Raw genomic sequence first — 12,442 nt, forward strand, 5'->3', positions numbered from 1 at the left:
GCCATGGCATACGGTACGAAGATCGCCAAGGGTGACGCGTACAAGCGCGCCGCCATCAAGCGCCGCCACATCCGGATCCGCAAGAAGGTCTCCGGTACGGCCGAGCGTCCGCGACTCGTCGTCACGCGTTCGAACCGGCACATCGTGGCCCAGGTCATCGATGACCTCAAGGGCCACACCCTGGCGTCGGCGTCGACCCTGGACACCACCATCCGTGGTGCCGAGGGCGACAAGTCGGCCCAGGCGAAGCAGGTCGGTTCCCTCGTCGCCGAGCGCGCCAAGGCCGCCGGTGTCGAGACCGTCGTGTTCGACCGCGGCGGCAACCAGTACGCCGGGCGCATCGCTGCCCTGGCCGACGCCGCCCGCGAGGCCGGGCTCAAGTTCTAGCCGGCCCTCGTAGCTAGCGGAAACAGAGAGAGGTAATTCCCATGGCTGGACCCCAGCGCCGCGGAGGCGGTGCCGGTGGCGGCGAGCGGCGGGACCGGAAGGGTCGTGACGGTGGCAACGCTGCTGCCGAGAAGACCGCGTACGTTGAGCGCGTCGTCGCGATCAACCGCGTCGCCAAGGTTGTGAAGGGTGGTCGTCGTTTCAGCTTCACCGCGCTGGTCGTGGTGGGCGACGGTGACGGCACCGTAGGTGTCGGTTACGGCAAGGCCAAGGAGGTGCCGGCCGCCATCGCCAAGGGTGTGGAGGAGGCCAAGAAGCACTTCTTCAAGGTCCCCCGTATCCAGGGCACCATCCCCCACCCGATCCAGGGCGAGAAGGCTGCGGGCGTCGTCCTGCTCAAGCCTGCTTCCCCGGGTACGGGTGTGATCGCCGGTGGTCCGGTGCGCGCCGTCCTGGAGTGCGCCGGCGTCCACGACATCCTGTCGAAGTCGCTCGGCTCCGACAACGCGATCAACATCGTGCACGCGACCGTGGCGGCCCTCAAGGGTCTCCAGCGTCCCGAGGAGATCGCGGCCCGCCGCGGTCTGCCCCTTGAGGATGTGGCCCCCGCGGCCCTGCTGCGTGCTCGTGCGGGAGCGGGTGCGTAATGGCTCGCCTCAAGATCACGCAGAAGAAGTCGTACATCGGCAGCAAGCAGAACCACCGTGACACCCTGCGTTCGCTCGGGCTCAAGCGCCTGAACGACGTGGTCGTCAAGGAGGACCGCCCCGAGTTCCGCGGAATGGTTCACACCGTCCGCCACCTCGTGACGGTCGAGGAGGTCGACTGACATGGCGGAGCAGAACCCGCTGAGGGTCCACAACCTCCGTCCCGCCCCCGGCGCCAAGACCGCGAAGACCCGTGTCGGTCGTGGTGAGGCGTCGAAGGGTAAGACGGCCGGTCGTGGTACGAAGGGCACCAAGGCCCGTTACCAGGTTCCGGAGCGCTTCGAGGGTGGCCAGATGCCCCTCCACATGCGTCTCCCGAAGCTCAAGGGCTTCAAGAACCCGTTCAGGACCGAGTACCAGGTCGTCAACCTGGACAAGCTCACCTCCCTCTACCCCGAGGGTGGTGAGGTCACCGTTGCCGACCTGGTCGCCAAGGGTGCCGTTCGCAAGAACAGCCTCGTCAAGGTCCTCGGCCAGGGCGAGATCACCGTGGCGCTGACGGTGACGGTTGACGCCGTCTCCGGCTCCGCCAAGGAGAAGATCGCCGCCGCCGGCGGTACCGTCACCGAGCTCGTCTGAGTCTCGGATGACCTGAACGATCCCACCGGGGATACTCCACAAAAGGGGTATCCCCGGTTGGTCGTTCCTAGGGGAGTGCGGTCGCCGGTAAGGTGGCAAGCGCTGTTGTCTGTCTGATCCTTAGCCATTCGTCGAACCTCAAGACCGTCACCTCTGACGCATGCGCGCGGGGGTCGCAGGAGGCACCGTGCTCAGCGCGTTCTCCCGGGCGTTCAAGACGCCCGACCTGCGCAAGAAGCTGCTCTTCACGCTCGGCATCATCGTGATCTACCGGATCGGCACACATGTCCCGATTCCCGGTGTGAATTATGAGAACGTCCAGTTCTGTGTTGATCAGGCCAAATCGACTTCGGGCCTCTTCGGGCTCGTCAATATGCTCAGCGGCGGCGCGCTGCTCCAGATCACGATCTTCGCGCTCGGCATCATGCCGTACATCACGGCGAGCATCATCCTTCAACTGCTGACCGTGGTCATCCCCCGGCTCGAAGCCCTGAAGAAGGAGGGCCAGTCCGGTACGGCGAAGATCACGCAGTACACCCGTTACCTGACGATCGCGCTCGCCATCCTCCAGGGCACGGGTCTGGTGGCCACCGCCCGCACCGGCACCCTGTTCCAGGGCTGTCAGCGGGCCAACGAGATCGTTCCTGATCCGTCGATCTTCGTGACCATCACCATGGTCATCGTCATGACGACCGGTACGGCCGTCGTCATGTGGCTCGGTGAGCTCATCACCGACCGCGGCATCGGCAACGGTATGTCGATCCTGATGTTCATCTCGATCGCCGCCACCTTCCCGGCCGCCCTGTGGACGATCAAGGAAGAGGGTTCGCTCGCGGACGGGTGGATCGAGTTCGGCACCGTCATCCTGGTCGGCCTCGTCATGGTCGGCCTGGTCGTCTTCGTCGAGCAGGCCCAGCGCCGTATCCCGGTGCAGTACGCGAAGCGGATGATCGGGCGCCGGTCCTACGGCGGTACCTCCACCTACATCCCGCTCAAGGTGAACCAGGCGGGTGTGATCCCCGTCATCTTCGCTTCGTCACTGCTGTACATCCCGGCACTCGTGGCACAGTTCGCCGGCGGGCAGTCGGAGTGGAAGACATGGATCGAACGGAACCTCACCACCGGTGACCACCCGATTTACATGGTCACCTACTTCCTGCTGATCGTCTTCTTCGCCTTCTTCTACGTGGCTATCTCGTTCAACCCCGAGGAAGTCGCGGACAACATGAAGAAGTATGGTGGCTTCATCCCGGGCATCCGGGCTGGCCGACCGACCGCTGAGTACTTGAGCTACGTACTCAACCGGATCACCTGGCCGGGTTCGCTGTACTTGGGGCTGATCGCTCTGGTGCCAACAATGGCGTTGGCAGGCTTCGGTGCAAACGCCAACTTCCCGTTCGGCGGCACCAGCATCCTCATCATCGTCGGCGTGGGCCTTGAGACGGTGAAGCAGATCGAGAGCCAGCTCCAGCAGCGCAATTACGAAGGGTTCCTCCGCTGATGCGAATCGTCCTCGTCGGGCCGCCCGGTGCGGGCAAGGGTACGCAGGCCGCGTTCCTTGCCAAGAACCTCTCGATCCCGCACATCTCCACGGGCGACCTCTTCCGTGCCAACATCAGTCAGGGCACGGAGCTCGGCAAGCAGGCCAAGGCGTTCATGGACGCGGGCAACCTGGTGCCGGACGAAGTAACCATCGGGATGGCCAAGGACCGTATGGAACAGCCGGACGCCGAGCGGGGATTCCTGCTCGACGGTTTCCCCCGGAACGTGTCCCAGGCCGTAGCACTCGACGAGACCCTGAAGGCCGAGTCCATGAAGCTGGACGCGGTCCTGGATCTTGAGGTCCCCGAGGACGAGGTGGTCAAGCGGATCGCCGGCCGCCGTATCTGCCGCAAGGACTCCAGCCACGTCTTCCACGTGACGTACAAGCGACCCGAGAAGGAAGGCGTCTGCGACGTCTGCGGCGGGGAGCTGTACCAGCGGGAGGACGACAGCGAGGCCACCGTGCGCAAGCGGCTGGAGGTCTATCACACGCAGACCGAGCCGATCATCGACTTCTACCGGGAGCAGGGGCTGGTCGTGACCATCTCCGCGCTCGGGAAGGTCGAGGATGTGACGGGGCGGGCGATGGAGGCTCTTCGGAGCCGCGAAGCGGCGTAGTACCTGTCGGTACCCGCCGCCTGTGTTCTGCCTGGGCCTCGGTCCGGTGCACCTGGTTTCCCCCAGTGTGCGTCCGGGCCGGGGCCCGGTTCCGTTTCGCCCCCGCGGTTCGCCCTGTGCGGGGCGGCTCGCGTCCCCTGCGGAGTTCCCCGCGCCCCTTCGGGCCCGGTGGTGCCTTGTGCCGGTTTGTTCGCCGGGTGCGGGTCGCTCGTGGTTTTGCGCAGTTCCCCGCGCCCCTTGATCGTGCCTCTTGCTGTTGTCCGTCGGGTGCGGGGCCCCTTCAGGGGCGCGGGGAACTGCGCCCCCCGTCGTACCCGCACGGGAGCGGGTGCGCTCAGAGGTCGACACCTGGGCACCACGGGCGTACCCGCACGGGGACAAGTGCGCTCAGGGGGCGAGACCTAGGGGCGCGGGGAACTGCGCCCCCCGTTGTACCCGCACGGGAACAAGTGGGTTCAGGGGTCGAGACCCGGGTACCACGGGCTGCCCGCACGGGGACGAGTGGGTTCAGGGGTGGAAGCCCAGGGGCGCGGGGAACTGCGCACCCCCGTCGTACCCGCACGGGAGCGGGTGCGCTCAGGGGTCGGGACCTGGTTACTACGGGCTGCCCGCACGGGGGGCGTGGGGAGCTGTGTGCGCGGGGCGCGTAGCGGGTCCGTATCGTTGGGGGAGACCTCGAACCGTTCAGAAAGGCCCCTGCCGCATGGTGCAGATCAAGACCCCCGACCAGATCGCCAAGATGCGGGCGGCGGGACTGGTCGTCGCAGCCGTGCACGCGGCGACCCGCGCCGCCGCCGTCCCGGGGGCCTCCACCAAGGACCTGGACGACGTGGCCCGCAAGGTCATCGCCGAGCACGGCGCCAAGTCGAACTTCCTCGGCTACGGCGGCTTCCCCGCCACCATCTGCACATCCGTCAACGAGGTCGTCGTCCACGGCATCCCGAGCGAGGACGTCGTGCTGAAGGACGGCGACCTCATCTCCGTGGACGCGGGCGCCATCATCGACGGCTGGCACGGCGACGCCGCGTTCACCGCGTTCGTCGGCTCCGGTCACGCCCCGGAACTGGTCGAGCTCTCCCGGGTGACCGAGGAGTCGATGTGGGCGGGCATCGCCGCGATGCGCAACGGCGCCCGGCTGGTCGACGTGTCCCGCGCCATCGAGACGTACATCCGGCGCCAGCCGCGCTCGGGCGGCGGCAAGTACGGGATCGTCCAGGACTACGGCGGGCACGGCATCGGCACCGAGATGCACATGGAGCCGCATCTGCTGAACTACGTCGAGCGCCGCCGGGGCAAGGGCCCGAAGCTGGTCCCCGGCTTCTGTCTCGCGATCGAGCCGATGGTCTCGCTGGGCACCCCGAAGACCAAGGTCCTGGAGGACGACTGGACCGTCATCACCACCGACGGCACCTGGTCCTCCCACTGGGAGCACTCCGTCGCGCTGACGGAGGAGGGTCCGCTGGTGCTCACGGCCCCCGACTGCGGCCGGGCCAAGCTCGCCGAGTACGGCGTCACGGCCGCTCCCGACCCGCTGGGCTGACCCGCGCGCGGGGCGCGAGCCGCGGGACCCGTCCCGCGCCTGTGGCGCCCCCACGTACCCGCGTGGCGCCGCTTAAGGATCTCCCGGACGGGGCATCATTCCCCGATTCGTCTTTCCTGGGGCGCTGACGTAGACTGACTCGTCGGCTCTCGTGTACCCGCATGTCCGCATGCTCGTACTGAGTCGATCAAGGTAGTCGATTCGAAGGGCGAAGCGTGGCCAAGAAGCAAGGTGCCATCGAGATCGAGGGCACTGTCGTCGAGTCTCTTCCGAACGCCATGTTCAAGGTCGAGCTCCAGAACGGCCACCAGGTCCTGGCACACATCAGCGGCAAGATGCGGATGCACTACATCCGTATTCTCCCTGACGACAGGGTCGTGGTGGAGCTGTCTCCGTACGACCTGACCCGTGGCCGGATCGTCTACCGCTACAAGTAGATCTTGCCCGCACCCCGGCTGCCGGACCGTAAAGGTCCTGGTTCGGGGTGATGGCACTGACCCGGAGAACCTCACCCCATGAAGGTCAAGCCGAGCGTCAAGAAGATCTGCGACAAGTGCAGGGTGATCCGCCGTCACGGCAGGGTCATGGTCATCTGCGACAACCCGCGCCACAAGCAGCGCCAGGGCTGAGCAAGACCGCACCTTCTGCACCCCCGCAGATCTCGCGCGACGCAGCACGATATGTACATACGCAGGGCACGGGCCGGTAACGGTCCGACACCCCCGGTCGGAGGCCGGGGACCCGTGTGCGCCACCCGGTGGGGTCGGCGGACGGGACGGGCCTTGCGGAAGACCTCCGAATACTCAAACTGGAGCCATTGAATGGCACGCGTTTCCGGTGTTGACATCCCGCGTGAAAAGCGTGTGGAGGTCGCCCTCACCTATGTGTTCGGCATCGGCCGGACCCTGTCGCAGCTGACGCTGGCCGAGACCGGTGTTAACCCGAACACCCGCGTTCGTGACCTCTCCGAGGAGGAGCTGGTCAAGATCCGCGAGTACGTGGACAACAACCTCAAGACCGAGGGTGACCTCCGTCGCGAGGTGCAGGCCGACATCCGCCGCAAGGTCGAGATCGGCTGCTACCAGGGTCTGCGCCACCGCCGTGGCCTGCCCGTCCACGGTCAGCGCACCAGCACCAACGCCCGCACCCGCAAGGGCCCGCGTCGCGCCATCGCCGGTAAGAAGAAGCCGGGCAAGAAGTAGTCCGCAGCGGACGCCAGTAAGCGGTCTTCGCTGTAGGACCGACCACCTCCCGTAGGAGATATAGATGCCCCCCAAGGGTCGTCAGGGCGCTGCCAAGAAGGTGCGCCGCAAGGAAAAGAAGAACGTCGCTCATGGCCACGCGCACATCAAGAGCACGTTCAACAACACCATCGTCTCGATCACGGACCCCACGGGCAACGTGATCTCCTGGGCCTCCGCCGGCCACGTCGGCTTCAAGGGCTCGCGCAAGTCGACCCCGTTCGCCGCGCAGATGGCCGCCGAGTCGGCCGCCCGCCGCGCGCAGGAGCACGGCATGCGCAAGGTGGACGTCTTCGTCAAGGGTCCCGGCTCCGGCCGTGAGACCGCGATCCGTTCGCTTCAGGCGACCGGTCTTGAGGTCGGCTCCATCCAGGACGTCACCCCGACTCCGCACAACGGCTGCCGTCCGCCCAAGCGTCGTCGCGTCTGACGTTCGTCCCTCTCGGGCGCGTCGCCCCGCGGCGTGTCCGGTCAGGACAGAACACGGGTTTCCGGGCGGTACGGCCTCTATCGGCCGTACCGCCCGTACCCTTGTCGTACGCAGTAACCGTCGGACGTCAAATAGCGGGCGTCCACGACAGAAGGATCTGATTTCCTCATGCTGATCGCTCAGCGTCCGTCGTTGACCGAAGAGGTCGTCGACGAGTTCCGTTCCCGGTTCGTGATCGAGCCGCTGGAGCCGGGCTTCGGTTACACCCTCGGCAACTCCCTGCGCCGTACGCTCCTGTCGTCGATCCCGGGTGCGGCGGTCACGTCGATCCGCGTCGACGGGGTCCTGCACGAGTTCACCACCGTGCCGGGTGTCAAGGAGGACGTGACCGACCAGATCCTCAACATCAAGCAGCTCGTCGTCTCCTCGGAGCACGACGAGCCCGTCGTGATGTACCTGCGCAAGCAGGGCCCGGGTCTGGTCACCGCCGCCGACATCGCGCCCCCGGCCGGTGTCGAGGTCCACAACCCCGACCTCGTCCTCGCCACGCTCAACGGCAAGGGCAAGCTGGAGATGGAGCTGACCGTCGAGCGCGGCCGCGGCTATGTCTCCGCCGTGCAGAACAAGCAGGTCGGCCAGGAGATCGGCCGTATCCCGGTCGACTCGATCTACTCGCCGGTCCTCAAGGTGACGTACAAGGTCGAGGCGACCCGCGTCGAGCAGCGCACCGACTTCGACAAGCTCATCGTCGACGTCGAGACCAAGCAGGCCATGCGTCCCCGTGACGCCATGGCGTCGGCCGGCAAGACCCTGGTCGAGCTGTTCGGTCTCGCGCGCGAGCTGAACATCGACGCCGAGGGCATCGACATGGGCCCGTCCCCGACGGACGCCGCCCTCGCCGCCGATCTCGCGCTGCCGATCGAGGAGCTGGAGCTCACGGTCCGGTCCTACAACTGCCTCAAGCGTGAGGGCATCCACTCCGTGGGTGAGCTCGTCGCGCGGTCCGAGGCGGACCTGCTGGACATCCGTAACTTCGGCGCCAAGTCCATCGACGAGGTCAAGGCGAAGCTGGCCGGTATGGGCCTCGCGCTCAAGGACAGCCCGCCCGGATTCGACCCGACCGCCGCCGCTGACGCCTTCGGCGCCGACGACGACGCGGACGCCGGGTTCGTGGAGACCGAGCAGTACTAGTCGCCGTCCGGCGGGGTGCCCGGTTCTCCGGGCGCCCCGCCGGTGCGTGACGCCGGGCCGATCCGTCGGCCCGACGGACTTCCGCGGGGCAGCCGCCCCACGGGAACTGTCACCGGTACCTGACACGGCCGGTGCAGCACACAAGGAGAAACACCATGCCGAAGCCCGCCAAGGGTGCCCGTCTGGGCGGCAGCGCCGCGCACGAGAAGCTGCTGCTGGCGAACCTCGCCAAGGCGCTGTTCGAGCACGGCCGTATCACGACCACCGAGGCCAAGGCCCGCCGTCTGCGGCCCTACGCCGAGCGTCTGGTCACCAAGGCGAAGAAGGGCGACCTTCACAACCGCCGTCAGGTGCTCCAGGTCATCACCGACAAGAGCATCGTGCACACGCTCTTCACGGAGATCGGCCCGCGCTACGAGAACCGCCCGGGTGGCTACACCCGTATCACCAAGATCGGCAACCGTCGGGGCGACAACGCGCCCATGGCGGTCATCGAGCTGGTGGAGGCCCTGACCGTGGCGCAGGAGGCCACCGGTGAGGCCGAGGCGGCCACCAAGCGTGCCGTCAAGGAGGACGCCCTGAAGAAGGACGCCCCCGAGACGAAGTCCGACGAGGCCGTCGAGGACGCCAAGCCCGCCGACGCCGAGGGCGAGTCCAAGGACGCCTGACGCTCGCGCGTGCGAGAAAGCGGGTCCGCCCCCTGCGGGGCGGGCCCGCTTTCGGCTGTCATACGTCCGTGACTCTGTGAGCTGGGAGGATGAGGGTGTGAGCGACGAGGTGGAGCCCGGTTTCGTCCGGGTGCGGCTGGACCTGGGCTACGACGGTGCGGACTTCTCCGGCTGGGCCAAGCAGGCCGGGGGCCGGCGGACCGTGCAGGGCGAGATCGAGGACGCGCTGCGGACGGTGACCCGCTCGGGGGACCGCTCGTACGAGCTGACGGTCGCCGGACGGACCGACGCGGGGGTGCACGCGCGCGGCCAGGTCGCGCATGTGGACATCGCCGCCGGGGTGTGGGAGGAGCACCGCGAGAAGCTGCTGAAGCGGCTCGCGGGACGGCTGCCGAAGGATGTCCGGGTATGGCGGGCCGAGGAGGCCCCCGCCGGGTTCAACGCCCGTTTCTCGGCGATCTGGCGGCGGTACGCGTACCGGGTGACCGACCACCCCGGGGGCGTCGACCCGCTGCTGCGCGGACACGTCCTCTGGCACGACTGGCCGCTCGACGTGGACGCGATGAACGAGGCCGCCCGCGGGCTCGTCGGGGAGCACGACTTCGCCGCGTACTGCAAGCGGCGTGAGGGGGCCACCACCATCCGCACCCTCCAAGAACTCTTCCTGACCCGGGGGAGCGACGGGGTCGTCACCGCGACGGTCCGGGCCGACGCGTTCTGCCACAACATGGTGCGTTCGCTGATCGGCGCGCTGCTGTTCGTGGGCGACGGGCACCGGGGCCCCGAGTGGCCCGCGAAGGTGCTGGCCGCGGGGGTCCGGGACTCCGCCGTGCATGTGGTGCGACCGCACGGACTCACCCTGGAGGAGGTCGCGTACCCCGCCGACGAGCTGCTCGCCGAGCGGAGCCGCGCGGCGCGCAACAAGCGGACGCTGCCCGGGGCCGGGTGCTGCTGACCCGCCGGGGACGGTGACGGGGCCGGGCGGGGACGGTACGGGAGCCGGGCCGGGCGGGTCAGAGGGGCTGTTCGGCGGCGGCCGACGCCTGGGCCTCGCCCCGGCGGATGATCTGCTGGAACGCGAACTCGGCGACGTCGTCCCCGGTGCGGTAGACCGTGCTGTCCTTCGCGGTGACGTTCTTGCCGCTGGTCCAGCCGGCGACCGTGAAGTAGGCGTACCGGCCGTAGGAGTTCGCGGTGGTGCGGCACACCACGGTGTTGCAGAAGCCGGAGACCCCGGCGCCGCTGAGGGACAGCAGATTGCCCTTGTCCGCCTGCTCCTTGGCCTTGCGGGCCTTGGCCTCCGTGTCGAAGAGCGCGACGCCGATGGTGACGGCGTTCTTGCCCTTGACGTAGGTCGCCCGCATCATCCGGGTGCAGCCGTTGCCGCTGAGGACCTGGCGCAGATCACCGCGGGCGACGCTCGCGCAGTTCGTGGTGGAGCCCGTCGCCCCCTTCTTGTACACCTCCGTGCCCATCGTCAGCTGGGAGCCGGGGAAGAGGCTCCCGGGGCTGATCGGGGCCTTGTCCTTGGCCGCGCTGGAGATGAAGTCCTTGGGGTCCGGCGGGGGCGGCGGGGTGGTCGCCGCGAAGGAGGGGACCGGCTGGGTCGTGTCGCTCGGCAGGTCCGACGCGGTGGGCAGGGCGGTGGGGGAGGCGTCGTCCTTGTCGCCGTTGTCCGTGCTGACGATCGCCACGGCGACGGCCGCGCCGATCGCCAGGGTGGCGAGGACGCTGCCGCCGATCATCAGCAGGCGTTTGCGGCGGGTGCGGGCCGCGGAGGCTTCCGCGAGCGCGGCCCAGTCCGGGGTGGGACCGCTGTCGGGGCCCTGGCCCGGTCCCTGGTGCCCCGGCTGTCCCTGGTGCCCCGGCTGTCCCTGGTTCCCGGGCTGTCCCTGGTTCCCGGGCTGTCCCTGGTTCCACGGTGTGTGCGATCCCCCGGAACCCCATGGGGGTTCCCCCTGCCCAAAGGTCATGCGGGGCATCCTACTTACTCCTGGCGGGGGCGCCTTGGGGGGTGCCGCCCGGTCCTCACCGGCTCCTCGGGTCCCGCGCGTACCTGTGGTGCTTCGCGGTCCCGGGGTTCCAGTTCCGGACGTGTCCGTTCCGGGTGCGGGCCGCTCGTGGGTGCGTGGCTCCCCGCGTCCCTCCGGGGGGCTCCTCCGGGCGTCCCCCGGGTGGCTCGTGGCGGGGTTCGGGGCGGGGCTCGTGGGTGTGGGGCGTGGGCTTTCACCTGGGGTTTTGCGGGTCGGGGGAGGTCATTTTGACCCGTCCGGGTGGCGGCGGGTATTCTGTTGGTTCGTTATGTGTATTGGCTTGCTCATTCTCACGTGAGGGGCCCTTACACCGGTCCACCGGGCCGATGACCAGCGGCAAGCACTCGGTTGCGTCACCGATGTGCGGCAAGGGCTGTCGTGATCGTCTGGGTGGCCTTGTCAGGACCCATTCACTGAAGAAGCGAAGGCTACGAACCGTGCGTACGTTCAGCCCCAAGCCCGGCGATATCACCCGCCAGTGGCACGTCATCGATGCCCGGGACGTCGTCCTGGGCCGCCTGGCGACTACGGCCGCCACCCTCCTGCGGGGCAAGCACAAGCCGATCTATGCCCCCCACGTCGATGCTGGTGACTTCGTCGTCATCATCAACGCGGACAAGGTGCACCTGTCCGGCAACAAGCGGACCCAGAAGATGGCGTACCGCCACTCCGGGTACCCGGGCGGTCTGCGCTCCGTCCGCTACGACGAGCTGCTGGACAAGAACCCCGAGAAGGCCGTCGAGAAGGCCGTCAAGGGCATGCTCCCCAAGAACACCCTGGGCCGTCAGATGCTGTCCAAGCTGAAGGTCTACTCGGGCGACCAGCACCCCCACGCTGCCCAGCAGCCGGTGCCGTTCGAGATCACCCAGGTCGCGCAGTAGTTCCGGCCACCCCTAAGACTGAACAGAATCTGAGGAGAATCGTGGCCGAGACCACTGTTGAGCAGCCTCTCGACGAGACCGAGGTTGTCGACATCGAGCAGTACACCACCGAGTCCGAGGCGCCCGTCGACGGCGAGTACTCGTCCGAGTCGGACGAGCTGGACGGCCGCTTCGGCGACCCCCAGCCCGCCGCGGGCCTGGGCCGTCGCAAGAACGCGATCGCCCGCGTCCGGATCGTCCCGGGCACCGGCAAGTGGAAGATCAACGGTCGCACCCTTGAGGACTACTTCCCCAACAAGGTGCACCAGCAGGAAGTCAACGAGCCCTTCAAGGTTCTTGAGCTCGACGACCGCTACGACGTCGTCGCCCGTATCTCCGGCGGCGGTGTCTCCGGCCAGGCCGGTGCCCTGCGTCTCGGTGTCGCCCGTGCGCTGAACGAGGCCGACGTCGACAGCAACCGCGGCGCCCTCAAGAAGGCCGGCTTCCTTCGCCGCGACGACCGCGCGGTCGAGCGGAAGAAGGCCGGTCTCAAGAAGGCCCGCAAGGCTCCGCAGTACAGCAAGCGCTAGTCCCTGGCGGACCCGCGCCTCGTACCACCCGTTCGCCCCGGCGGCACGCCCTGTGC

Annotated in this window: 17 protein-coding genes; 16 read left to right on the forward strand and 1 reads right to left on the reverse strand. The window is 68.0% G+C overall.

Features of this window, described 5'->3' with window-relative positions:
* Positions 1-3 precede the first annotated feature (3 nt).
* The 14 genes from rplR to truA all read left to right on the forward strand — a co-directional run bounded on the left by rplR (position 4) and on the right by truA (position 9,858).
* Positions 4-387, forward strand: coding sequence for a 50S ribosomal protein L18 (gene rplR, locus OG711_RS23780; protein WP_073792866.1), 384 nt, complete (start codon positions 4-6; stop codon positions 385-387).
* A gap of 41 nt (positions 388-428) precedes the next feature.
* Positions 429-1,034 (forward strand): 30S ribosomal protein S5, encoded by a 606-nt coding sequence (gene rpsE, locus OG711_RS23785; protein WP_055564834.1) that lies wholly within the window; start codon positions 429-431, stop codon positions 1,032-1,034.
* Positions 1,034-1,216, forward strand: coding sequence for a 50S ribosomal protein L30 (gene rpmD / locus OG711_RS23790; RefSeq protein ID WP_073792865.1), 183 nt, complete (start codon positions 1,034-1,036; stop codon positions 1,214-1,216). Before rpsE ends, rpmD begins: the two co-directional genes overlap by 1 nt.
* A 1-nt stretch (position 1,217) precedes the next feature.
* Complete coding sequence (rplO, locus tag OG711_RS23795) at positions 1,218-1,673, forward strand: 50S ribosomal protein L15 (RefSeq protein WP_073792864.1); 456 nt, start codon at positions 1,218-1,220, stop codon at positions 1,671-1,673.
* A 187-nt stretch (positions 1,674-1,860) separates the two neighbouring features.
* Positions 1,861-3,174, forward strand: coding sequence for a preprotein translocase subunit SecY (gene secY / locus OG711_RS23800; RefSeq protein WP_073792863.1), 1,314 nt, complete (start codon positions 1,861-1,863; stop codon positions 3,172-3,174).
* Entirely contained in the window at positions 3,174-3,833 is a 660-nt protein-coding gene (locus OG711_RS23805) for an adenylate kinase (protein ID WP_073792862.1), read from the forward strand. Before secY ends, OG711_RS23805 begins: the two co-directional genes overlap by 1 nt.
* 703 nt (positions 3,834-4,536) lie before the next feature.
* Positions 4,537-5,373, forward strand: coding sequence for a type I methionyl aminopeptidase (map, locus tag OG711_RS23810; protein ID WP_329560304.1), 837 nt, complete (start codon positions 4,537-4,539; stop codon positions 5,371-5,373).
* Positions 5,374-5,588: 215 nt separating this feature from the next.
* Positions 5,589-5,810 (forward strand): translation initiation factor IF-1, encoded by a 222-nt coding sequence (gene infA / locus OG711_RS23815; RefSeq protein WP_003948620.1) that lies wholly within the window; start codon positions 5,589-5,591, stop codon positions 5,808-5,810.
* Between the two features lie 78 nt (positions 5,811-5,888).
* The gene (gene rpmJ, locus OG711_RS23820; protein ID WP_003974245.1) at positions 5,889-6,002 is read left to right on the forward strand and encodes a 50S ribosomal protein L36; all 114 of its coding nucleotides are present in this window, start codon (positions 5,889-5,891) and stop codon (positions 6,000-6,002) included.
* A gap of 192 nt (positions 6,003-6,194) precedes the next feature.
* Entirely contained in the window at positions 6,195-6,575 is a 381-nt protein-coding gene (gene rpsM / locus OG711_RS23825) for a 30S ribosomal protein S13 (protein ID WP_073792860.1), read from the forward strand.
* A gap of 64 nt (positions 6,576-6,639) precedes the next feature.
* A complete protein-coding gene (gene rpsK, locus OG711_RS23830; protein ID WP_003948617.1) occupies positions 6,640-7,044 on the forward strand; it encodes a 30S ribosomal protein S11 in 405 nt (134 codons plus the stop codon).
* Positions 7,045-7,212: 168 nt separating this feature from the next.
* Positions 7,213-8,235 (forward strand): DNA-directed RNA polymerase subunit alpha, encoded by a 1,023-nt coding sequence (locus OG711_RS23835; protein WP_073792859.1) that lies wholly within the window; start codon positions 7,213-7,215, stop codon positions 8,233-8,235.
* Positions 8,236-8,390: 155 nt separating this feature from the next.
* On the forward strand, positions 8,391-8,903 hold the full coding sequence (gene rplQ, locus OG711_RS23840) for a 50S ribosomal protein L17 (protein WP_073792858.1): 513 nt from the start codon (positions 8,391-8,393) through the stop codon (positions 8,901-8,903).
* Positions 8,904-9,000: 97 nt separating this feature from the next.
* Positions 9,001-9,858, forward strand: coding sequence for a tRNA pseudouridine(38-40) synthase TruA (truA, locus tag OG711_RS23845; protein WP_073792857.1), 858 nt, complete (start codon positions 9,001-9,003; stop codon positions 9,856-9,858).
* Between the two features lie 58 nt (positions 9,859-9,916).
* Here truA and OG711_RS23850 read toward each other — a convergent pair whose 3' ends face one another.
* A complete protein-coding gene (locus OG711_RS23850; RefSeq protein ID WP_329560308.1) occupies positions 9,917-10,876 on the reverse strand; it encodes a collagen-like protein in 960 nt (319 codons plus the stop codon).
* Between the two features lie 497 nt (positions 10,877-11,373).
* On the opposite strand from OG711_RS23850, the gene rplM reads away from it, so the two are divergent.
* Together rplM and rpsI are read left to right on the forward strand one after the other, a co-directional pair.
* Positions 11,374-11,817, forward strand: coding sequence for a 50S ribosomal protein L13 (gene rplM, locus OG711_RS23855; RefSeq protein WP_073792856.1), 444 nt, complete (start codon positions 11,374-11,376; stop codon positions 11,815-11,817).
* 41 nt (positions 11,818-11,858) lie between these two features.
* Positions 11,859-12,386: a 30S ribosomal protein S9 gene (gene rpsI, locus OG711_RS23860; protein WP_073792855.1), complete on the forward strand. Its 528-nt coding sequence runs from the start codon at positions 11,859-11,861 to the stop codon at positions 12,384-12,386.
* The last annotated feature ends 56 nt before the right edge of the window (positions 12,387-12,442 follow it).

The sequence above is a fragment of the Streptomyces uncialis genome (genome assembly GCF_036250755.1).
GTDB classification, from domain to species: Bacteria; Actinomycetota; Actinomycetes; order Streptomycetales; family Streptomycetaceae; genus Streptomyces; species Streptomyces uncialis.

Excerpts from the sequence above, each read along its gene's own strand:
- rpsM (WP_073792860.1), top strand. The coding sequence starts at position 6,195 with ATGGCACGCGTTTCCGGTGTTGACATCCCGCGTGAAAAGCGTGTGGAG.
- OG711_RS23835 (WP_073792859.1), top strand. The coding sequence starts at position 7,213 with ATGCTGATCGCTCAGCGTCCGTCGTTGACCGAAGAGGTCGTCGACGAG.
- rpmD (WP_073792865.1), top strand. The coding sequence starts at position 1,034 with ATGGCTCGCCTCAAGATCACGCAGAAGAAGTCGTACATCGGCAGCAAG.
- OG711_RS23805 (WP_073792862.1), top strand. The coding sequence starts at position 3,174 with ATGCGAATCGTCCTCGTCGGGCCGCCCGGTGCGGGCAAGGGTACGCAG.
- rpmJ (WP_003974245.1), top strand. The coding sequence starts at position 5,889 with ATGAAGGTCAAGCCGAGCGTCAAGAAGATCTGCGACAAGTGCAGGGTG.
- rplR (WP_073792866.1), top strand. The coding sequence starts at position 4 with ATGGCATACGGTACGAAGATCGCCAAGGGTGACGCGTACAAGCGCGCC.
- rpsK (WP_003948617.1), top strand. The coding sequence starts at position 6,640 with ATGCCCCCCAAGGGTCGTCAGGGCGCTGCCAAGAAGGTGCGCCGCAAG.
- rplO (WP_073792864.1), top strand. The coding sequence starts at position 1,218 with ATGGCGGAGCAGAACCCGCTGAGGGTCCACAACCTCCGTCCCGCCCCC.
- OG711_RS23850 (WP_329560308.1), bottom strand. The coding sequence starts at position 10,876 with ATGACCTTTGGGCAGGGGGAACCCCCATGGGGTTCCGGGGGATCGCAC.
- rpsE (WP_055564834.1), top strand. The coding sequence starts at position 429 with ATGGCTGGACCCCAGCGCCGCGGAGGCGGTGCCGGTGGCGGCGAGCGG.
- rplQ (WP_073792858.1), top strand. The coding sequence starts at position 8,391 with ATGCCGAAGCCCGCCAAGGGTGCCCGTCTGGGCGGCAGCGCCGCGCAC.
- map (WP_329560304.1), top strand. The coding sequence starts at position 4,537 with ATGGTGCAGATCAAGACCCCCGACCAGATCGCCAAGATGCGGGCGGCG.